19 protein-coding genes and 1 pseudogene are annotated in these 19,990 nt (G+C 69.5%); 11 read left to right on the plus strand and 9 right to left on the minus strand.

The genetic code is table 11. The features are described from left to right. Nucleotides 1-33: 33 nt before the first annotated feature. Complete coding sequence (locus A9X04_RS23665) at nucleotides 34-1,077, plus strand: DUF4328 domain-containing protein (RefSeq protein ID WP_082975201.1); 1,044 nt, start codon at nucleotides 34-36, stop codon at nucleotides 1,075-1,077. Beyond that, nucleotides 1,074-1,898: a glycerophosphodiester phosphodiesterase gene (locus A9X04_RS23670; protein WP_067925810.1), complete on the plus strand. Its 825-nt coding sequence runs from the start codon at nucleotides 1,074-1,076 to the stop codon at nucleotides 1,896-1,898. The genes A9X04_RS23665 and A9X04_RS23670 overlap by 4 nt, the downstream gene beginning before the upstream one ends. On the opposite strand, the gene A9X04_RS23675 is transcribed toward A9X04_RS23670, so the two are convergent. Next, entirely contained in the window at nucleotides 1,895-3,085 is a 1,191-nt protein-coding gene (locus A9X04_RS23675; RefSeq protein ID WP_067925866.1) for an LCP family protein, read from the minus strand. The two genes, A9X04_RS23670 and A9X04_RS23675, sit on opposite strands and share 4 nt — an antisense overlap. A gap of 44 nt (nucleotides 3,086-3,129) precedes the next feature. Then, the gene (locus A9X04_RS23680) at nucleotides 3,130-3,933 is read right to left on the minus strand and encodes a DUF2470 domain-containing protein (protein WP_067925813.1); all 804 of its coding nucleotides are present in this window, start codon (nucleotides 3,931-3,933) and stop codon (nucleotides 3,130-3,132) included. Nucleotides 3,934-4,024: 91 nt separating this feature from the next. Here A9X04_RS23680 and pheA point away from each other — a divergent pair, with 91 nt between their 5' ends. Both pheA and A9X04_RS23690 read left to right on the plus strand, forming a co-directional pair. Further along, nucleotides 4,025-4,975 carry a prephenate dehydratase gene (gene pheA / locus A9X04_RS23685; RefSeq protein ID WP_067925817.1) on the plus strand — a complete coding sequence of 317 codons (951 nt, stop codon included), beginning with the start codon at nucleotides 4,025-4,027 and terminating at the stop codon, nucleotides 4,973-4,975. Then, nucleotides 4,972-5,658, plus strand: a complete 687-nt coding sequence (locus tag A9X04_RS23690; RefSeq protein WP_067925820.1) for a histidine phosphatase family protein — start codon at nucleotides 4,972-4,974, stop codon at nucleotides 5,656-5,658. Before pheA ends, A9X04_RS23690 begins: the two co-directional genes overlap by 4 nt. 7 nt (nucleotides 5,659-5,665) lie before the next feature. On the opposite strand, the gene A9X04_RS23695 is transcribed toward A9X04_RS23690, so the two are convergent. From A9X04_RS23695 to A9X04_RS23705, 3 genes and pseudogenes are all read right to left on the minus strand, one after another. Beyond that, complete coding sequence (locus A9X04_RS23695) at nucleotides 5,666-5,857, minus strand: hypothetical protein (RefSeq protein ID WP_067925823.1); 192 nt, start codon at nucleotides 5,855-5,857, stop codon at nucleotides 5,666-5,668. Continuing rightward, nucleotides 5,854-6,278, minus strand: a pseudogene (locus tag A9X04_RS23700) (metallopeptidase family protein). Before A9X04_RS23700 ends, A9X04_RS23695 begins: the two are co-directional and overlap by 4 nt. 4 nt (nucleotides 6,279-6,282) lie before the next feature. Next, complete coding sequence (locus A9X04_RS23705; protein WP_067925830.1) at nucleotides 6,283-7,632, minus strand: septum formation family protein; 1,350 nt, start codon at nucleotides 7,630-7,632, stop codon at nucleotides 6,283-6,285. A 111-nt stretch (nucleotides 7,633-7,743) separates the two neighbouring features. On the opposite strand from A9X04_RS23705, the gene serS reads away from it, so the two are divergent. Beyond that, nucleotides 7,744-9,003: a serine--tRNA ligase gene (gene serS / locus A9X04_RS23710; RefSeq protein WP_067925833.1), complete on the plus strand. Its 1,260-nt coding sequence runs from the start codon at nucleotides 7,744-7,746 to the stop codon at nucleotides 9,001-9,003. A 129-nt stretch (nucleotides 9,004-9,132) separates the two neighbouring features. On the opposite strand, the gene A9X04_RS23715 is transcribed toward serS, so the two are convergent. Then, a complete protein-coding gene (locus A9X04_RS23715; RefSeq protein WP_067925836.1) occupies nucleotides 9,133-9,873 on the minus strand; it encodes a helix-turn-helix domain-containing protein in 741 nt (246 codons plus the stop codon). Nucleotides 9,874-9,928: 55 nt separating this feature from the next. Between A9X04_RS23715 and A9X04_RS23720 the strand changes: the two genes are divergently transcribed. Next, nucleotides 9,929-10,498 carry a class I SAM-dependent methyltransferase gene (locus A9X04_RS23720; protein WP_067925839.1) on the plus strand — a complete coding sequence of 190 codons (570 nt, stop codon included), beginning with the start codon at nucleotides 9,929-9,931 and terminating at the stop codon, nucleotides 10,496-10,498. Here A9X04_RS23720 and A9X04_RS23725 read toward each other — a convergent pair. Further along, the gene (locus A9X04_RS23725; protein ID WP_067925841.1) at nucleotides 10,485-11,060 is read right to left on the minus strand and encodes a carboxymuconolactone decarboxylase family protein; all 576 of its coding nucleotides are present in this window, start codon (nucleotides 11,058-11,060) and stop codon (nucleotides 10,485-10,487) included. The genes A9X04_RS23720 and A9X04_RS23725 overlap by 14 nt on opposite strands. 91 nt (nucleotides 11,061-11,151) lie before the next feature. Between A9X04_RS23725 and A9X04_RS23730 the strand changes: the two genes are divergently transcribed. Then, entirely contained in the window at nucleotides 11,152-11,421 is a 270-nt protein-coding gene (locus tag A9X04_RS23730) for a helix-turn-helix domain-containing protein (protein WP_067925844.1), read from the plus strand. Here the strand turns inward: A9X04_RS23730 and A9X04_RS23735 are convergent. After that, on the minus strand, nucleotides 11,418-11,903 hold the full coding sequence (locus A9X04_RS23735; RefSeq protein ID WP_067925847.1) for a DUF2834 domain-containing protein: 486 nt from the start codon (nucleotides 11,901-11,903) through the stop codon (nucleotides 11,418-11,420). The genes A9X04_RS23730 and A9X04_RS23735 overlap by 4 nt on opposite strands. Nucleotides 11,904-11,973: 70 nt before the next feature. Here A9X04_RS23735 and A9X04_RS23740 point away from each other — a divergent pair, with 70 nt between their 5' ends. The 4 genes from A9X04_RS23740 (at nucleotide 11,974) to A9X04_RS23755 (ending at nucleotide 19,062) form a co-directional block, all read left to right on the plus strand. Then, complete coding sequence (locus A9X04_RS23740) at nucleotides 11,974-12,594, plus strand: TetR/AcrR family transcriptional regulator (protein WP_067925850.1); 621 nt, start codon at nucleotides 11,974-11,976, stop codon at nucleotides 12,592-12,594. A gap of 64 nt (nucleotides 12,595-12,658) precedes the next feature. After that, nucleotides 12,659-14,221, plus strand: coding sequence for an NAD(P)/FAD-dependent oxidoreductase (locus A9X04_RS23745; RefSeq protein WP_067925868.1), 1,563 nt, complete (start codon nucleotides 12,659-12,661; stop codon nucleotides 14,219-14,221). Between the two features lie 166 nt (nucleotides 14,222-14,387). Further along, nucleotides 14,388-15,830: a condensation domain-containing protein gene (locus A9X04_RS23750; RefSeq protein ID WP_067925853.1), complete on the plus strand. Its 1,443-nt coding sequence runs from the start codon at nucleotides 14,388-14,390 to the stop codon at nucleotides 15,828-15,830. 13 nt (nucleotides 15,831-15,843) lie between these two features. Further along, nucleotides 15,844-19,062 (plus strand): RND family transporter, encoded by a 3,219-nt coding sequence (locus A9X04_RS23755; protein ID WP_156764515.1) that lies wholly within the window; start codon nucleotides 15,844-15,846, stop codon nucleotides 19,060-19,062. Nucleotides 19,063-19,068: 6 nt separating this feature from the next. On the opposite strand, the gene A9X04_RS23760 is transcribed toward A9X04_RS23755, so the two are convergent. Next, nucleotides 19,069-19,990 (minus strand): PE-PPE domain-containing protein (locus A9X04_RS23760; protein WP_067925856.1); only part of this gene is annotated, 922 nt, incomplete at its 5' end.

A 19,990-nucleotide genomic window follows, 5' to 3' on the forward strand; every position in this document is an offset into this window, starting at 1 on the left:
CGGCGCGCATCGTCGCGAGGCTAGGCTAGTCCGGTGATCCAGGTGTGCTCCCAATGCGGCACGCGGTGGAACGTGCGCGAGCGGCAACGCGAGTGGTGTCCCCGCTGTCGGGGAGCGCTGATGGCGCCCTTGGCGGACGCGCCGGCGCCCGACCCGCGGTGGGGCGCAACCAACGCCGCGCCGGCGCCACGGCCGTCCGCGCCGCCGAGTTGGCAGCGCACCCCGCCGCGGCTGCCCCCGGGCTTCCGCTGGATAGCGGTGCGCCCGGGCGCCGCTCCGCCCACCAGGCGCGGACGGCGTCCGCTCGGCCCCACGCCGCGTTATGCCGTGATCCCGCGCTGGGGCCTGGCCGACCGCATCGAGCCAACGCCGGCGGCCGCCCAAACCGCGGCGCACGCGCCGTCGGCGCCGAGGATCCGCACCACGCTGTTCGTCAGCGTCCTCACCCTCGGCATAGCCGCTCTGATCTACGCGGTGCGGTACGTGCTGTTGATCATCAATCGGAACACCTTGTTGAACTCCTGGGTCGCCGCCGGGGCGGACTGGCTCGGCATCCTGGCCAGCGTCGCCGCGATCGCGGCGGTGTTTACTTCCGGCGTGATGCTGATCCGCTGGCTGATCGCCCGCCGCGCCGCCGTGTTCGCGCACCACGGTCTGCCCGAGCCGCGGTCCACCCGAACGCTGTGGGCGGGGTGCATCGTGCCGCTGGCCAATCTGTTGTGGGCGCCGGTCTACGTCATCGAGCTGGCGATCCTGGAAGAGCACTACGGCCGGATACGTCGACCCATCGTCCAGTGGTGGATCGCGTGGGTCGCCAGCTACCTGGTCTCCGTCTTCGCCATGGCGACCAGCTTCGCCAGGGATGCCCAGGGCATCGCCAACAACACGATGACGATGGTTTTCGCCTACCTGCTCGCCGCGCTCACCGTGGCCGCCGCGGCCCGGGTCTTCGAGGACTTCGAGCGCAAACCGGTCGAGCGGCCCGCGCACCGCTGGGTCGTGGTCTCCAACGACTCGGCGCCGACATCGCGCCCGGTTGAGCTGGAGGGTCAGGAAGCGGCAGCATTAGGCGTATGACGTGGGCCGAGGAGGTGCTCGCCGGGCACCCCTTTGTGGTAGCCCACCGCGGCGCGTCGGCCGCCAGGCCCGAACACACGCTGGCCGCCTATGACCTCGCCCTCAAGGAAGGCGCCGACGGCGTGGAATGCGACGTGCGCCTGACCCGCGACGGCCACCTGGTGTGTGTCCACGATCGCCGGCTGGACCGGACCTCGACCGGGGCCGGCTTGGTCAGCACGATGACCCTTGCCGAGCTGCGTGAGCTCGAGTACGGGGCGTGGCACGACAGCTGGCGCGAAGACGGCACCCACGGTGACACCAGCCTGCTGACACTGGACGCCCTGGTCTCGCTCGTTCTGGACTGGCGGCGGCCGGTCAAGCTGTTCATCGAGACCAAGCACCCGGTCCGCTACGGCTCGCTGGTGGAAACCAAGCTGCTGGCGCTGCTGCACCGGTTCGGCATCGCCGCCCCTCCCTCCGCCGACCGGTCCCGCGCGGTGGTGATGTCGTTCTCGGCGGCCGCGGTCTGGCGGATCCGGCGGGCCGCCCCGCTGCTGCCGACCGTGCTGCTCGGCAGGACCGCGCGCTACTTGACCAGCGGCGCGGCCACCGCCGTCGGCGCCACCGCCGTCGGGCCGTCGCTGGCGACGTTGAAGGAATATCCCCAGCTCGCGGACCGCGCGATCGCCCAGGGCCGGGCCGTGTACTGCTGGAATGTCGACGAGTATGACGATCTCGACTTCTGCCGTGATGTCGGGGTGGCGTGGCTCGCCACCCACCACCCGGGCCGGACGAAGGCCTATCTGCAGAACGGCCGCGGCGGCGAGGGGTGCGACTAGTCCGGCGGAGCCGTCGGCACGGGCGCGTCGGAGGCCAGCGCCTCGAACAACCGGCTGGCCTCGTCGTGGTTCCACACCACTACCGATCCGGCGTCGCCGTTGGTGAACTCCCCGATCGGGACGGTCATGGCGGTGGGGGAGCCGTGCAGTCCCCAGCCGAGGCGGGCCAGGTCCCAGACATGGTCGCCGCGGTCAACGGTCAGGGCGTCGGCGACCGCGCGCGGCACCGAGTACCAGCGCCACGGGTTCAGCCACACCGCGGGGCTGCCGGCTGCGCGCAGCAGCGCCGCGACGAATTGCCGCTGGTTGACCATCCGGTCCAGGTCCGCCCGCGGGGTGTCGCGCGTCCGGACGTATCCGAGGGCGTTGCGGCCGTTGAGCTTCTGGCAGCCGGCGGGCAGGTTGATCCCGGCCAAGGGGTCGTCAAGCGGAGCCGTCGGACACACCGTCACCCCGCCCAGCGCGTCGACCACGCCGGCGAACCCGCCGAATCCGATCTCGGCGTAGTGGTCGAGGCGCAACCCCGTGGCCTGTTCCACCGTCTGAACCAGCAAGCCGGCCCCGCCCATCGCGAAGGCGGCGTTGATCTTGTCCTTGCCGTGGCCGGGAATGGGGACGTAGGAGTCCCGCGGTATCGACACCATCGTCACCCGCCCGCCGGACCACAGCTCGGGCAGGTGTACCAGCAGGATGGTGTCGGTCCGGCTGCTGCCGATGTCACCGCCGGTGGCCAGGTTCTCCTGCTGCTCGGGGCTGAGGCCTTGGCGGCTGTCCGAGCCGACGAGCAGCCAGTTCGTCCCCCGGCCTGGTCCGGGGCGTCCCGGATAGTCGGTGAGAACGTCGTCGCGGTGCAGCCTGCTGTCGAACCACACGGCCCCGCATACCGCACCTATGCCGACCAGCAGGACGCCGATCACCAGGGTCGAGGCGAACGCCCGCGTCCAGCGGCGCCAGCCGCGCCTGCGACGTGGCCCCGGCGCGGTGGGCCGGGGCGGCGGGCCGGGCGGTTGTCGGGTGCGCGGCGCCGATGGGACGGGGCGCGGCGTCTGGGGTGCTGGAGGGGGTGGCGTCGGCCGACGCAGCGGCGTGGTCTGTTCGGCCGGTGTCGGGGGGTGGGCCCCGCGGCGAATCACCGGCGACGGTTCGGTACGCGGCTCGGGCCGCTGCGCTGGTCGATCGCCGTTCACCTGGTTAACGTACGCGGCCGGTCGGCCCGACACGACCGGTTGGGCTACCGGCGGGCGTGCAGGCCGTTGATGAACGGACACCCCATCAGCACCCGGATGGCCTGGCTCAATCCGGTCATGTCGTCCACCGGCTTGTGGAAGGGCAGCCGGACGTCGTGGTCGCGGTCCTTGCCTTCGACGCGGAACCGCACGCCGTAGCGGTCGATGCCGAGGGGGCGGACCTGCCCGCGACGCAACGGCGCCGGGAGCCGGGACACCAGCCGCGCAACCACGTCGCTGTGGGCGGTGTCCAAGTGCCACAGCAGGTTCGACTCGATCTCACAGAACGGGTCGGGCCGGGCCGCCAGGAGATCCTCGACGCTGACCGGCTCGGCGCCGGTGGCGTCGGTGACGACGACGGACGCGATCTCCAGCCGGACCAGCGTGTACCGGGGTTCCTGCCCGTCCGATGGCGCGCACCTCGGGGTGTCGACCTGGAGCAACGCCGGGTGTGGCCACTCGGCGGCGATCAGGTCGACCGTCTCGGCGACCTCGGCCGGGTGGAATTCGTGCAGACGCCCGCGCACCCACACCAGTGAGCGCACCGGCTCCCGCAGCGGCAGCGGCGCGTAGTCGGTCAACTCGAGCAGCGCCTGCGATCCTGCGACCCCGCGTTGGGGGTGGCCGTCGCTCTCACTCGGGAGCGCCAGCGCGAACGACCCGTCGGGCAGGAGGTGATGGATGGGCGTCACGACCGGGTCCTGGCGCGGGTGCGCGGTTTCCAGCGCCAGGAGGGCTCCGCCGGCGCGCACGCACGCGCTGCGGATCCGTTCGGCCGTTGTCGGGGCGGGGCACGTCAGCGGTAACACTATTCTCCTCAAATTAGGTAAGCCTAAGTTAACTTAAGTCGGGGGATGCCGCAAGGAGCGGTTTGGCGACGGTCGCCGCTAGGGTTGGGGCGTGGTCCGCATCGCTTATCTCGGTCCGGAAGGGACCTTCACCGAGGCGGCGCTGGCGCAGATCACGGCCGCCGGCCTGATCCCGGGCCAGCCGCCCGGCGAGGTCCGGCGCCTGCCGATCGACAGCACCGCCGCGGCGCTGGACACCGTCCGTGATGGCGGTGCCGAATACGCCTGCGTGCCCATCGAGAACTCGATCGACGGCTCGGTGACCCCCACGCTCGACAGCCTGGCCATCGGCTCGCCCCTGCAGGTGTTCGCCGAGACCACCCTGGACGTCGCCTTCACGATCGTCGTCCAGCCCGGTCGCGCCGCCGCCGATGTGCGCACGCTGGCGGCGTTTTCCGTGGCGGCGGCGCAGGTGCGGCATTGGGTCGCGACCCACCTGCCCGACGCCGAGCTGCGGCCCGCCTACTCCAACGCTGACGCGGCTCGTCAGGTGGCCGAAGGTCAGGCCGACGCCGCGGTGACCTCGCCGCTGGCCGCGACCCATTGGGGGCTGGCCGCACTGGCCAGCGGCGTGGTCGACGAGGCCAACGCGTGCACCCGCTTCCTCCTGGTCGGCCCGCCGGGCCCGCCGCCGGCCCGCACCGGCGCCGACCGGACGTCGGTGGTGCTGCGCATCGACAACGCGCCCGGTGCGCTGCTGGGCGCGCTGACCGAATTCGGGATCCGAGGCATCGACCTGACCCGGATCGAATCCCGCCCGACCCGGACGGCACTGGGCACCTACGTGTTCTTCGCCGACTGCGTGGGCCACATCGACGACGACGCGGTGGCCGAGGCACTCAAAGCGCTGCACCGGCGTTGTGCAGATGTGCGATATCTGGGATCTTGGCCGACGGGCTCGCCCGCGGGTGTGCTCCCGCCGCCCGCCGACGAGGCGGCCCGCTGGCTGTCGCGGCTCCGAGAGGGCAAACCGGAAACCACTGCCGGGGGGGTCGAGCTATGACCGGCCGGCTGGTGTTACTGCGACACGGCCAGTCCTACGGCAACGTCGAGCGCAGGCTGGACACCCGCCCCCCGGGGGCCGAGCTGACGCCGCTGGGCCGCGACCAGGCCCGCGCCTTCGCCCGCGGTGCGGGACGCCCGGCGCTGCTGGCTCACTCGGTGGCGATCCGCGCGTCGCAGACGGCGGGGGTCATCGGCGGCGAACTGCAGATGGCCGCCACCGAGGTCGCCGGGATCCACGAGGTCCAGGTCGGCGGGCTGGAGAACCGCAGCGACGACGACGCGGTCGCGGAGTTCAACGCGATCTACGAGCAGTGGCACCGCGGTGACCTCGATGTCCCGCTGCCCGGCGGGGAAACCGGCAACGACGTCCTGGACCGCTACGTGCCGGTGCTGACCGACCTGCGGCTGCGCTACCTCGACAACCATGACTGGACCGGCGACATTGTCGTCGTCAGCCATGGCGCCGCCATCCGGCTGGCCGCCGCGGTGCTGGCCGGGGTGGACGCCGGCTTCGCGCTGGACAACCACCTGGACAACGCCGAATCGGTGGTGCTGGCTCCCATCACCGACGGGCGCTGGAGCTGCGTGCGGTGGGGCAGCCTGACGCCCCCGTTCTACCCCGAGACCGAGGCGACCCCCGTCGCGGACGCGGTGCACTCGAGCACCGACCCGATGGGCTGACGGTCGATCAAACGGCCAGCGCGACGGATTCGAAGCAATCGCAGCCGACCGCGTCGCAGTCGACGACGAAGGCGTGCGGCAACAGCTCGGGGCTGAAGCAGTCCGGCTCCGTGCATTCCGAGCGGCGCAGGGCATGGCGAATGATGGTGCCGTGACAGTGATATAGACCCGCCCGGCAGTCGCGGCAGTCAGCACTCATGAGCCGTTCATAGCACCGGGCGCGGACAAATCCGGGATGCCGCGCCCGGAAAGCCGGCGCGGCTTAGGTGTCAGGCCCAGCCCAGCTCTTCCAGCCGGTCGTCGTCGATGCCGAAGTGGTGGGCGATCTCGTGGATCACCGTGATCGCCACCTCCTCGACGACCTCGTCGTCGGATTCGCAGACGTCCAGCAGCGCCTCGCGGTAGATGGTGATCGCGTCGGGCAGGGACCCGGCGTAGTCGGAGTCGCGGTCGGTCAGGGCGACCCCTTCGTACAGCCCGAGCAGTTCGCCGTCCTCGGGGTGGCGATCTTCGACCAGGACGACGACGTTGTCCATCGCCGCCGCCAGCTCGGGCGGGATCAGGTCGAGCGCGTCGGAAACCAGTTCGTCGAACCGCTGCGGGTCCATCCGCGCGGGCACTCGGTCAGCCCCCGGGTGCCGGCCCTGGAGGCGGTGCCTCCCCCGCCGCGGGGGGCGCTCCGGCGTCCTGGGGAGGAGGAGGCGCCTGGGGCGGCGCCCCGGCATCCGCGGGCGGCGGCGCCTGGGGGGCCGGGGAATCCGATGCGGGCGCCTGGGAGGGCGTCACCACGGGCTGCTGCCCGGGAAGATGTTGATTGTTCGGCGGGATCTCCGGGGCGGAGCCGGTCTGGGTCGACGGCGACTGGGCCGGCACCTGCAGCGGAATCGGTGGCATCGTGAGCCGCTCTTCGGGAATGTCGGGCGGCGGCACTGGCGGCTGGCCGTTGATCAGCAACTGACCCTTGGCGCTGTTGACCAGCGTGGCCCAGCCGCCGTTGCCCAGCGTCGCGCCGATGCTGCAGGCGACCTCGCGGCTCCCGGCCGTCCAGCTGGCCAGCGGCACGGTGGGGTAGATCAGCGTCAAAGTGGTGGTGCGCAACTTGACCGGAGCCAGGTAGGCATCAGTCATCTTGGTGCACTGATCTTTGATGAAGCCGTCCTGGTCGGGCTCCGCCGGCAGCGCGCCGGGGAACTTCTCGGCCAGGTTGACCGTGCCCGTCACCTCCATCGCGTGCGGCGCGCCACACTCCACCGGGGCGTCGATCGGCTGGTTGGTGGTCGAGTCGATGCCCAGGCACGTGCCGGCCGGCCAGACCTTGGACTGGTCGACGTCGGCGACCTTGCCCTTGAAGGCCTGTTGCTGGTTGTTGGTCCCCGGCAGCTGCAGACCGCAGAGCATGCGGCGCTCGCCGGACTGGCGCCAGGCCCGGTCGCCTGGCCACAGCAGGCTGACGGTGAACTTGCTGTTGGGATCGAACTTGGGACCCAGGTAGTTGCGCACGGCGGACTCGCACTGTTCCTGGGTGATCTGCTGAATGCGAGCGGGCGACGGGGGAGCCGCGTTAGGGCCGTACTCGGAGCCCGGGAACGTCCGCATGTCGATCGATTCGGCGACCTCGAACTTGTGATCGTCGGTGCAGTTGACGATCTTCGCCGACTCCGGGGTGGCGTCCGGCCACGTCAGGCAGTCACCGCTGGCCGCCTTGTTGAAGGCGGCGTCGCTCTTGGTTCCGGTGGTGGGCACCGGGTTGCCGTCGAGGTAGCCGGAGAACCGGCCCGCCCCGGTGCCGCCAACCGGCAGCGCCGTGACCAGGCCGGCGATCAGCAGGGCACCCAGCGCGGTGAGCAACAGAGCACGCCTGGTCGCCTGGGCCTGCAGACTCCGCGGCCACCGGAAGCCGGCCTGCGGCTGTTCCGGCGCGGCGGTGGAGGCCTGCGGGGCCTCCGTCTCGGGCGCTTGCGACATCGGCTCCATTCTGACAGGAGCGCTTGTGCCACGTGACAAAAGTTACTGATGTGAGTCCTGGGATGTTGCGGGTGGGACGCTGTGCCACCGGCCCGGAAGTGAAAAAGTAGTCTCAGGGCCGTGATCGACCTGAAGCTGCTCCGGGAAGACCCCGACGCCGTGCGCCGCTCCCAGCTCAGCCGTGGGGAGGACCCGGCGCTGGTCGACGCCCTGCTGCAGGCCGACACCGCCCGCCGGGCGGCGATCTCGTCGGCGGACGCGCTGCGCGCGGAACAGAAATCCGCCAGCAAGAGCGTCGGCTCCGCGTCGCCCGAGGAGCGCCCGGCCAGGCTGGCGCGCGCCAAGGAGCTGGCCGAGCAGGTCAAGGCCGCCGAAGCCGAGCAGGCCGAGGCCGAGGCGGCGTTCACCGCGGCGCACATGGCGATCTCCAACGTCGTCATCGAGGGGGTGCCCGCCGGCGGGGAAGACGACTATCGCGTCCTCGACGTCGTGGGCGAACCAGCGGCCATCGACAACCCGAAAGACCACCTCGAGCTCGGCGAATCCCTGGGACTCATCGACATGCAGCGGGGCGCCAAGGTATCGGGATCGCGCTTCTACTTCCTGACCGGCCGGGGCGCGCTGCTGCAGCTGGGGCTGTTGCAGCTGGCGCTGCGCCTGGCCGTCGACAACGGCTTCATCCCGATGATCCCGCCGGTGTTGGTGCGCCCGGAGGTGATGGCCGGCACCGGTTTCCTGGGCGCCCACGCCGACGAGATCTACCGGGTGGAGGCCGACGACCTCTATCTGGTCGGCACCTCCGAGGTGCCGCTGGCGGGCTACCACGCCGACGAGATCCTGGACCTGTCCGGCGGGCCGCTGCGCTACGCGGGCTGGTCGTCGTGCTTCCGGCGGGAGGCGGGCAGCTACGGCAAGGACACCCGCGGCATCATCCGGGTGCATCAGTTCGACAAGGTCGAGGGGTTCGTCTACTGCACCCCCGCCGAGGCCGAGGCCGAACACGAACGGCTGCTCGGCTGGCAACGCGAGATGCTGGCCCGCATCGGGGTGCCGTATCGGGTGATCGATGTCGCCGCGGGCGATCTCGGCTCGTCGGCCGCGCGCAAGTTCGACTGCGAGGCCTGGGTTCCGACGCAGGGCACCTACCGCGAGCTGACGTCGACGTCGAACTGCACCACCTTCCAGGCGCGCCGGCTGGCGACGCGCTACCGCGACGAGGGCGGCAAGCCGCAGACCGCGGCCACGCTCAACGGCACGCTGGGCACCACCCGGTGGCTGGTCGCGATCCTGGAGAACCACCAGCAGCCCGACGGCAGCGTGCGGGTGCCCGACGCGCTGGTGCCGTTCGTGGGCACCGAGCTGTTGGAGCCGGCCGGCTAGTGGCGATGGCAAGCGCGGCGTAGCCGGGCGTAGCGGGTCGCCATCATTGGCTAGTGGCGATCGCAAGCGCGGCGTAGCCGGGCGCTGGGGGTGCCCCCGCGGAGCTGGGGGACGGGTCGCCATCATTGACTAGAGACGCCGGGCGCCCGGGGTGTGCCCGAATGCCCGCCGATAGGTGTCGATGAAGGCGCTCGGTGTGGCCCAACCGCATTCGGAGGCCACCGATGTCACATCGCGGCGCTCGGTGAGCAGCACCAGGGCGTGCTGCAGCCGCAGCTGGGTACGCCACTGCGGAAACGTCATCGCCAGCTCCTCGCGGAACAGGCGGCTCAGCGTGCGCTGGCCCACGCCGATCCGATCGCCGATCTGCCGCAACGTCAACGGTTCGCGCAGATGGTCGGCGATCAGCGCGCACGCGTCCCGCAGCCGGCCGTCTGCGGGGGTGGGAATCCACAGTGGCTCAACGGCGCTCGTCGCCTGCAACTGATCGTGCAGCACGGCCAGCATCCGGTGGTGCTCGCCGGTGTCGGTTGCGCCGGTTCGCGAACAGGCGATGATGAGTTCGCGCATCAACGGGTTGACCGCCAGCACGGCCGGTGCGCCGGGGCCGCGGCGATAGCGACCGGGATCCAGTGCGACGCCGTGAAATTGCGTGTGGCCGTGGAACTTGTGTTCATGCCAGCACCCCGCCGGTATCCAGATGGCCCGATTCGCAGGCGTGATCCAGGTTCCCGCCGGTGTGGTGACCGAGACCGCACCCGAGGACGGGTAGACGATCTGGTGCAAGGGATGGCGGTGCCGCTCGATCCGGGCACCCGGCGGCAGAGCCAGCGACGATGTCGCCGGCCCGTGATGGCTGATTTCCGACATAAGTCGGCAAGATATCGGAAGTGCGCCTTCCTCAGGTGCGCCTAACGTCGTGGTTATGGGAATGAATCTTTTGCACCGGCGCCGATGTAGCTCGGCGGCCTGGCAGAAAGCGGTGGCGGGGCGGCTGTTGCCCTGGGCGTTGGACGGCGTCGAATTAGGTTCGCGGACTTTGGAAATCGGCCCGGGCTATGGGGCGACGACGCGCGCCTTGCTGGACAGGGCCGATTCGCTCACCGCAGTCGAGGTCGACGCCGCGATGGCCGACCGCCTCGAGCGCCGCTACGGCGACCGGGCCCGCATCATCCACGGCGACGGCGCGGACACCGGGCTGCCCGCCGATCACTTCACCTCGGTCGTGTGCTTCACGATGCTGCACCACGTGCCCAGCACCGAATTGCAGGACCGGCTCTTCGCCGAGGCGCTCCGGGTGCTGCGGCCGGGCGGGGTGTTCGCCGGCAGCGACGGTGTCCCGTCGCTGTCCTTCCGGCTGCTGCACATCGCCGACACCTACAACCCGATCGCGCCCGCTGATCTGGGCGCGCGGTTGCGCAACGCGGGATTCGTCGATGTCCAGATCCACCCCTCAGGTGGGCGGCAACGGTGGCGTGCCGTCAAACCGACCTGAAGGTGGGGCTGCCCGCCTCGAGCGGAACCCGGGCGGCACGCGCGGTGAAGCTGATCGCGTGATACCAGCCGCACAGCATCGTGAGGTCGAGGATCTGGCTTTCGTCGAATTCGGCGCGCAGCGCCATCCAGAGGGCATCGTCGATGTCTCGACGGTCGTAGAGCGAATCCACGGCACGGACGAGTAGGCGATCTCGCTCGGCCGTCCAGCACGGATCGTCGGCGCCGCCGTGGGTCAGGGAGTGGATCTGCGTGCGATCGAGACGGGCCTTGTCCGCGAAAAACGCGACGTGCACGCCCCATTCGTACTCGCAGCCGCAGCGAGCGCAGGTGCGGTCGATCACGATCTCGCGGTCGCGAAGGGACAGCGACAACGCGCGGCTCAGCTCGTAACCGCCCCAGCGCGTCATGGCCTCGGCCATCGGCATGTTGCGCACCACGACGCGAAACAGGGCGATGGGCGGCACGTCCGGCGGCATCATCTTCTGCAGTAGGGCCGCCACCGCGGCCTCGTATGGCGGGTCGAGGGCGTCGATGCGAGGCGTTACTATTTCCGTAACCATGGACAGGAAAGCTACGTTACGGAATCCGAAACGTCAATCGCTGGCTCGACCGGGGCGCCCCGTGCGGGGGTCGACGACCGGGCGGCCACTCATGGCGGCCCTCGACCTCCTCGGGCGGCGCTGGTCGCTGCGGATCCTGTGGGAGCTTCGCGACGGACCACTGGGGGCGAGGTCCTTGCGGGAGCGCTGCGACGGGATGTCTCCCAGCGTCTTGTATGACCGTCTCGGCGAACTGTCGGACGCGGGCCTGGTCGTCCAGCGCGACGATCAGTCTTACGAGCTCAGCGAAGCCGGCCGGTCGTTGGGCGAGGCGCTCGATCCCCTCGACCGGTGGGCCCGGCGCTGGGCGGACGGAAACTAGGCGTCCACCGTCTCGCGGGCTTGTTGGTGCCGGCGCTGCCGCTCCATGGTGGCGAAGTAGAAGGCGAACCCGAACGTGAAGCTGGTGAAAAGGCTCGACACAAAGAACAGCCACGGGTGCTTCAGCCCGCGGCGGTAACCGTCCACGATGGTAAACAGCGGCAGCAGAATGACATTCGCGATCGTGTAATCCTGGCTGGCGGAGTCCGCGGCGGGATTGGTGAACATCAGCCTGATGTATTCGGCCCAGCTGCCGTGCTCGCCCCACAACGGATTGGTGGACCCGTGCGAGTACTGCTGGACGTAGGTGATGTTGAAGTACCAGCCCAGGACCACCGAGCCGATGCCGATGACGTAGTACAGGCATTCCAGCGGGGTGAACAGCGGCCCGCCGGCCGGCCGGGCGAACACCTTCGAGTTCGAGGCGGCGATCCAGCCGATGACACCGAACCCGAGCACTGCATGCACAAGAAGCGAGACCATGGGCGCAGTCTCACCCCGAAGCCAAAGTTTTGTCAATACTGACAAAAGGTGGTTGCGGTACCTTACTTGCATGGTCAGGCCGGCGCAGACGGTGCGCAGCGAGCGCACGCGGGAGGCGTTGGTCCAGGCGGCCATGGTCCGGTTCCTCGCCCAGGGCGTCGAGGAGACGTCGGCCGAACAGATCGCGGCGGACGCCGGGGTGTCGCTGCGGACGTTCTATCGGCACTTCAAGTCCAAGCACGATCTGCTGTTTGCCGACTACACCGGGCTGAACTGGTTTCGGGCCGCACTGGACGCCCGGCCCGCCGACGAGGCGATCATCGATTCGGTGCAGTCGGCCATCTTCTCGTTCCCCTATGACGTTGAGGCCGTGACGAAAATCGCCGCACTGCGGGGCGGCGAGCTCGACCCCGGCCGCATCGTGCGCCACATGCAGGAGGTCCAGGCCGACTTCGCGGGTGTCATCGAGACGCAGTTGCATCGGCGTAGCTGTACGGCCGCCGGGACGCTGGACGGGCGATTGCGTGCCGCGGTGATCGCGCGCTGCATCGCGGCGGGCGTCTTCGGTGCGATGGAGTTCTGGATGCTGGGCGACGACCGGTCGCTGGGCGAACTGGCGCGGATGTGTCACGCGGCGCTGGAGTCGCTGCACGCGGGCATCACCGACGCCTGGACCACCGACCGCGGATAAAAGTTTCGTCATAATTGACAAAACTTCGGCGCCGTGTCAGCCTCCTCTCGTGGAGGGCAGGAACATGACACGGTATGACGCGATAGTTATCGGTGCGGGACACAACGGCCTGGCGGCGGCGGTGCTGCTGCAGAAGGCGGGCTTGCGCACGGTGTGCCTGGATTCCAAGCTCTACGCCGGCGGGATGGCGTCAACGGTGGAGCTTTTCGACGGGTATCGGTTCGAGATCGCCGGTTCGGTGCAGTTCCCCACCTCGAAGGTGGTGGTCGACGAACTCGGCCTGGACACCCTGCCGGCGATCGACCTGGACGTGATGTCGGTGGCGGTGCGCGGCGTCGGTGACGACCCGCTGATCCAGTACAGCGACCCCGTCAAGCTGTTCACCCACCTCAACGAGGTGCACGGGGCGGACGCGGTCAACGGGATGGCGGGCCTGATGGCCTGGAGCCAGGCTCCGACGCGGGCGCTGGGCCGGTTCGAGGCGGGGACGCAGCCCAAGACGTATGACGAGATGTATGCCTGCGCGACAAACGAATTCGAACGCTCGGCGATCGACGACATGCTGTTCGGGTCGGTCACCGACGTGCTGGACCGCTATCTGCCCGACCGCGAGAAGCACGGTGCGCTGCGCGGCTCGATGACCGTGCTGGCGGTCAACACCCTCTATCGCGGGCCGGAAACCCCGGGCAGCGCCGCCGCGCTGGCCTTCGGGTTGGGCGTCCCCGACGGCGACACCATGCAGATGAAGAAGTTGCGCGGCGGCATCGGGGCGCTCACCGCGCACCTGGGCGAACTGCTGGAAAGCCACGGCGGCGAAGTCCGGCTGCGGACCAAGGTGACCGAGATCGTGGTCACCGACGGGCGGGTGGCCGGGGTGCGCACCGAGGGCGGTGAGGAGCTGACCGCTCCGATCGTCGTCTCCGGTATCGCGCCCGATTTCACCCTCAACGAGCTGATCGACCCCGCCCTGCTGCCCGGCGACATCCGCGAGCGGTACGCCAAGACCGACCACCGGGGCAGTTACCTGCAGATGCACTTCGCGCTCGAAGAAGCGCCGGAGTTCGCCACGCCCTACGAGGCGCTCAACGATCCGGCCATGCAGGCGTCGATCGGCTTGTTCTGCACGCCCGAGGAGGTCCAGCGGCAGTGGGAGGACGCGCGGCGCGGGATCGTCCCGGCCGACCCGACCGTCGTGCTGCAGATCCCCACCCAGAACGACCCCGACCTGGCGCCCGCGGGCAAGCACGCCGCCTCGGCGTTCGCCTTGTGGTTCCCGATCGAGGGCGACGCCGACTACGGCGAGGCGAAGGTCGAAATGGGTCAGCGGGTGATCGACAAGATCACCCGGTTGGCGCCGAACTTCGAGCGCAGCATCATCCGGCACACCACCTTCACGCCCAAGCACATGGGCGTGATGTTCGGCGCGCCCGGGGGCGACTACTGCCACGGACTGCTCAACCCCGACCAGATCGGGCCGAACCGACCCGGCCCGAAGGGCTTTCGCGGCCAGCCGATACCGATCGAGGGGTTGTACCTGGGCAGCGCGGGCTGCCACGGCGGACCGGGCATCACGTTCATCCCCGGCTACAACGCGGCCCGACAGGCGCTCGCCGACCGCACGGCCTGACGGTCGGGCCGGCGCAGCCGGCGGCACCGTACCAAGCGGCCCACGACGACGCGGGCTAGGCTACCCACCGAACCTCAGCACACCGGTGTTCGGCGGATCCCCCCGATACGCAGTCAGCTGCCGTTCTCCGCGCAGAGCCGTCGGTGCTGAAGCACGGGAGGTAGCAGTGCGGATCGGCCCCTTGGACGTCTCCACGGTCGACGAGTGGGCGCCGGCTCCCGGCACATTGTTCTCGTGGCACCCGTCGCCCGCCGCGCGCGAGAGGGCCGTCGCGGCACCGGCGAGCGCCGTGCCGCCCAGCTACGTGCAGGCCCGGCACCTGCGGAGCCTGCGCGAACAGGCCGCCCGCGGCCTGGACCATTCGCGGCTGCTGATCGCGTCGGTCGAGGTGTCGGGCCGCTGCGACCTGCGGGCCATGAACTACGTCATCAATGCGCACCTGCGCAGGCACGAGACCTACCGCAGCTGGTTCGAGTACCACGACGCCGACCACATCGTGCGGCACACCCTCGACGACCCGGCGGACATCGAGTTCGTCCCCACCGAACACGGCGAGGTGACCGGCGCGCGGCTGCGGGAGCACATAGTGTCCACCCCCGATTCGCTGCAGTGGGATTGCTTCAGCTTCGGGGTGATTCAGCGCCCGGACCGCTTCACCTTCTACGCCAGCATCGATCACCTGCACGCCGACGGCCAGTTCGTCGGGATGGGACTCCTGGAGTTCCGGACCATGTACGCCGAGCTGACCGCGGGAAAACCGCCGGTCGAGCTGCCGCCGGCCGGCAGCTATGCCGACTACTGCCTACGGCAACGCGACTACACCGCGGGCCTGACCGTCGACTCGCCCGAGGTGCGGGAGTGGATCGACTTCGCCGAACTCAACGGCGGGACGTTCCCGGCGTTCCCGCTTGCCCTCGGCGACCCCTCCGCGCCCTGCGCCGGTGACCTGTTGGGCGTGACCCTGTTGGACGAGGAACAGACGCATCGATTCGAAACCGCCTGTGTGGCGGCCGGCGCCCGGTTCGTCGGCGGGATGTTCGCGTGCCTGGCTCTCGCCGTTCACGAGTTGACCGGAGCCGGAACGTATTTCGCCATCACCCCGAAAGACACCCGCAGCACGCAGGCCGACTTCACGACGCAGGGGTGGTTCACCGGGCAGATCCCGGTCACCGTTCCCGTCGCCGGATCGTCGTTCAACGCCATGGCACGAAGCGCCCAGGCGTCCTTCGACTCCGGCGCGGACCTCGCGAGGGTACCGTTCGAACGGGTCGTGGAACTACAGCCCTCGCTGCGCAGGCCCCCGCCGTTGTTCTCGCTGGTGAACTTCTTTGACGCGCAAGCCAATCCGCTGTCGATGATGACCAAGTTGTTCGAGGGCCTGACCGTCGGCGCACACAGTGACGGCAGGGTCACCTACCCGCTCAGCACCATGGTGGGGCGGTTCGACGAGACGGGGGCGAGCGTGCTGTTTCCCGACCATCCGGTGGCCCGAAATAACGTCACCCGGTATCTGGGTGCCATAAAATCCGTGTGCGTCCGCATCGCCGACGGCGGGGCGGCGGAGCGTGCGCGTAACGTCGCCGGCCGCGACCGGCAGGCGACGCATTGACGCTCGAAGCAGAATGCGGTTTTCAATGTCACTAGCGAAGACTGGCCGGGACGACCCGGTGGGCGTCTTCCCCCGCCTCGGGCGCCTCGTCGGGCGAAGACCGTGGCTGGTGATCGGCATCTGGATCGCGCTTGCGGGCATCCTCGCGCTGACCGCGCCGTCGCTGGAAGAGATCTCCCAGCAACACCCGGTCGCCATCCTGCCGTCCGACGCGCCGGTGCTGGCCGCCACCCGCACCATGAACGCCGCGTTCGGCGAGGCCGGGTTGCAGAGCATCGCCGTGGTGGTGCTCAGCGACGCCAAGGGCTTGACCGCAGCCGACGAAGGCACCTACCGCAAACTCACCGATGCCCTGCGTCGCGACACCCGAGACGTGGCGATGCTGCAGGATTTCCTGGCCACGCCGCCGCTGCGTGAACTGCTGACCAGCAAGGACCACCAGGCCTGGATGCTGCCCGTCGGCCTGCCCGGCGATCTGGGCTCCCCGCAATCCAAGCGGGCGTACGCGCGGGTGGCCGAGATCGTGCGGCAGACCGTGGCCGGGTCTACGCTGACGGCCAACCTGACCGGGCCCGCGTCCACCGTCGCCGACCTGAACGTCACCGGCCAGCGGGACAGGACGCGGATCGAGCTCGCGATCGTCGTGCTCTTGTTCGTCATCCTGTTCGTCATCTACCGCAACCCGGTCACGATGGTGCTGCCGTTGCTGACCATAGGCATGTCCGCGGTGGTGGCCCAGCGGTTGGTGGCCCTGGTCGGGTTGGCCGGCCTGGGCATCGCCAACCAGACCGTCATCTTCATGAGCGGGATGATGGTCGGCGCCGGAACGGATTACGCCGTCTTCCTGATCAGCCGCTATCACGACTATGTGCGCCAGGGCATGGACTCCGACCAGGCGGTCGTCAAGGCGTTGGCGTCCATCGGCAAGGTGATCGCCGCCTCGGCGGCCACCGTCGCGGTCACGTTTCTCGGAATGATCTTCACCCAGTTGGGAATTCTGCGGACGGTCGGGCCGGTGCTGGGCATCTCGGTGGCCGTCGTCTTCTTCGCCGCAATCACCCTGCTGCCCGCGCTGCTGGTGCTCGCCGGGCGCCGCGGCTGGATCGAGCCGCGCGGCGATCTCAGCCGTAGCTTCTGGCGGCGGTCGGGCATCAACATCGTGCGGCGGCCCAAGGCCCACCTACTGGCCAGCGCGCTGGTGCTGGTGATCCTGGCCGGGTGCGCGGGGCTGGCCCGGTACAACTACGATGACCGCAAGGCCCTACCGGGCAACGTGGAAAGTTCGGTCGGCTACGCCGCGCTGGAAAAACACTTCTCGACCAACCTGATCGTCCCCGAGTACTTGTTCATCTCCTCGCCGCAGGACCTGCGCACGGCGAAGGCCCTCGCCGACCTCGAGCAGATGGCGCAACGGGTCAGCCAGGTGCCGGGCGTCGCGATGGTCCGGGGCATCACCCGGCCCACCGGGCAATCGCTGGAGCAGGCCAAAACCTCATGGCAGGCCGGCGAAGTCGGCGACAAGCTGGACGCGGGTTCCAGGCAAATCGTCGACCATACCGGCGATCTCGATCGGCTCGCGGGTGGCGCCAACCTGATGGCGGGCCGGCTCGGCGACGTACGGACCCAGGTCAATCAGGCCGTGTCAGCGGTCGGCGGCATGGTCGACGCCCTGGCGGCCTTGCAGAACATCTTCGGCGGGAACCGGGCGCTGGCCGAACTCGATGGCGCCGAACGGCTCGTCAACGGCATGCGTTCGCTCGGCGATGCCATCGGCGCCAACGCCAACTTCGTTGCCGACAACTCTGATTGGGCCAATCCGGTGCTGGGGGCGCTGGACAACAGCCCTATGTGCAGCGCCGAGCCCGCCTGCGTCAACGCGCGCGACGAATTACAGCGGCTGGTGACGGCGCGCGACGACGGAACACTGGGCAAGATTTCGGAGCTGGCCCGCCAGTTGCGGGCGACCCAGGCCGTGCAGACCCTCGCGGCAACGGTTTCCGGGTTGCGCCGGGCGTTGTCCACCGTCATCGGCGCGATGGGCTCGCTGGGGATGGGCAGCCCGGGCGGCATGCGGGCGAAGATCACCTTCCTGCAGCAGGGGACCAACACACTCGCGGACGGTAGCCGCCAATTGGCCGACGGTGTGCAGCAATTGGTCGACCAGGTCAAGAAGATGGGCTTCGGGATGGGCGAGGCGTCCGCGTTCCTGCTGTCCATGAAGAACGAGGCGACGACGCCGGCGATGGCCGGCTTCTACATCCCGGCGCAGGCGTTGTCGTATGCCACCGGGGAGGGCGGCAAGCCCGGGGCGTTGCCGGGCGGAGTGCAGGGCCTGCTCGGGGGCATGAGCGCCGACCAACTGAAAAGGCTTGCCGGCGCGTTCGTTTCGCCCGACGGCCATGCGATGCGGTACTTGATCCAGACCAACCTCGATCCGTTCAGCACCGCGGCGATGGACCAGGTGGACGCGATCAGGGCCGCCGCGCAGGGCGCCCAGCCCAATACCACGCTGGCCGATGCCAAGGTATCGGTGGTGGGGTTGCCCGTCGTGCTCAAGGAGACGCGCGACTACTACGATCACGATCTGCGATTCATCATCGCGATGACCGTCTGCGTGGTGCTGCTGATCCTGATCGCCCTGCTGCGCGCGGTCGTCGCGCCGCTGTATCTGATCGGGACGGTGATCGTCTCGTACATGTCGGCCCTCGGCATCGGCGTCATCGTCTTCCAACTGATCTTGGGCCAGGAATTGCATTGGAGCGTGCCGGGTTTGACGTTCGTCATCCTGGTGGCGGTCGGGGCCGACTACAACATGCTGCTCATCTCCCGGCTGCGGGAGGAATCCGCATCGGGAATGCGCTCGGGTGTCATCCGAACCGTGTCCTCGACGGGCGGGGTGATCACCGCGGCGGGCCTGATCATGGCCGCGTCGATGTACGGCCTGGTGTTCGCCAGCCTGTCCACCGTGGTCCAGGGCGGTTTCGTGCTGGGCACGGGTCTGCTGCTGGATACGTTTTTGCTGCGGACGGTGACGGTGCCCGCGATCGCCGTCCTGGTCGGGCGGGCGAACTGGTGGCGGCCATCGCTGCGGGCGGCCGCGGGACGATGGTCGTTGCGGCGGCACCGCGGCCCGGTCAAACGCAAGCCGCTGCTGCCCGACGAAGCGAAGTCACCGGCGTGGACGGCCGAGCAGCTGGTCGGCTTTTCGCCGCACGACGGGCTCAGGCTCTAGCCGGCACTACTTCTTGGCTTTGACCACGGCGCGGACGAGCTTCGGCAGCAGACCCTTGCCGCCCCTGCCGAGCCCGGGCCCCGGGGTGATGGTTCGGGCCAGGTTGGCGACCGCGAACGAGTTGGTGGCCAGGTTGATTCCGGCGCTCGCACCGCGGACGGGCCAGGAGACGGCGGAGATGATCGTCGGGATGTGGGCGAGGCCGTTGATCATCTGGACGGGGTCGTGCGCAGGGCCCGGGTCGTAGGCCCTGTCGATCAACGGCCGCAGCGCCGCGTCGATCGGGCCGACCGCCTCGGGGGGCATGCCCGCCCCGTCGACCAGCGCCCGGGCCAGCGGCAGCTCGGCGTTACGGATGAAATACGTCGTCGACGTGGCGCCCAGGCTGTTGGTCGTCCTCTTGACGTCCCACGGCGCGACGCGGGAGGGGTCGGAGAACGCCGTGGCGGTGTGGCCGTAATATCCCCCGGCCGCAACGGCATTCAGGTCGGCCAGCAGATTGCCGGGGTGGTTGGGTGGGTCGGAGAACGGGTCGTACTGGCCGACGATGTTGATCGTGTCGTACTGGCTCTCCACCGGAGCCGGGACCGTGTAGTCGATGATCGGCACATGCGTCCCCGGCCCGAACGCCTGATAGAGCAGGTTGTTGGGGTTGCCGGCCTTGATGAACGTGAGCTGATTCGGCGGCGGTGCGGTCGGATCGTGCGCCAGGCGCGCCTGCTCGCGGTCGAGCGCCAGCGTGCCCTGGGACAGGCCGGCCACCGAGATGGGACCTTCGGTGTTGCGGATCGCGGCGTCGAGGTTGTTCGCCCCGGTGTTCACGGAGCTGTTGACGGTCGGCGAATTCAGCCCGGTGACCGGCCAGAAGCTGCCGGGATAGGGCACGACGCGCCGGACGGCGGCGGGACTGTAATAGTTCTCGTCGATC

The sequence above is a fragment of the Mycobacterium sp. E3247 genome (genome assembly GCF_001667785.1).
Lineage (GTDB): Bacteria > Actinomycetota > Actinomycetes > Mycobacteriales > Mycobacteriaceae > Mycobacterium.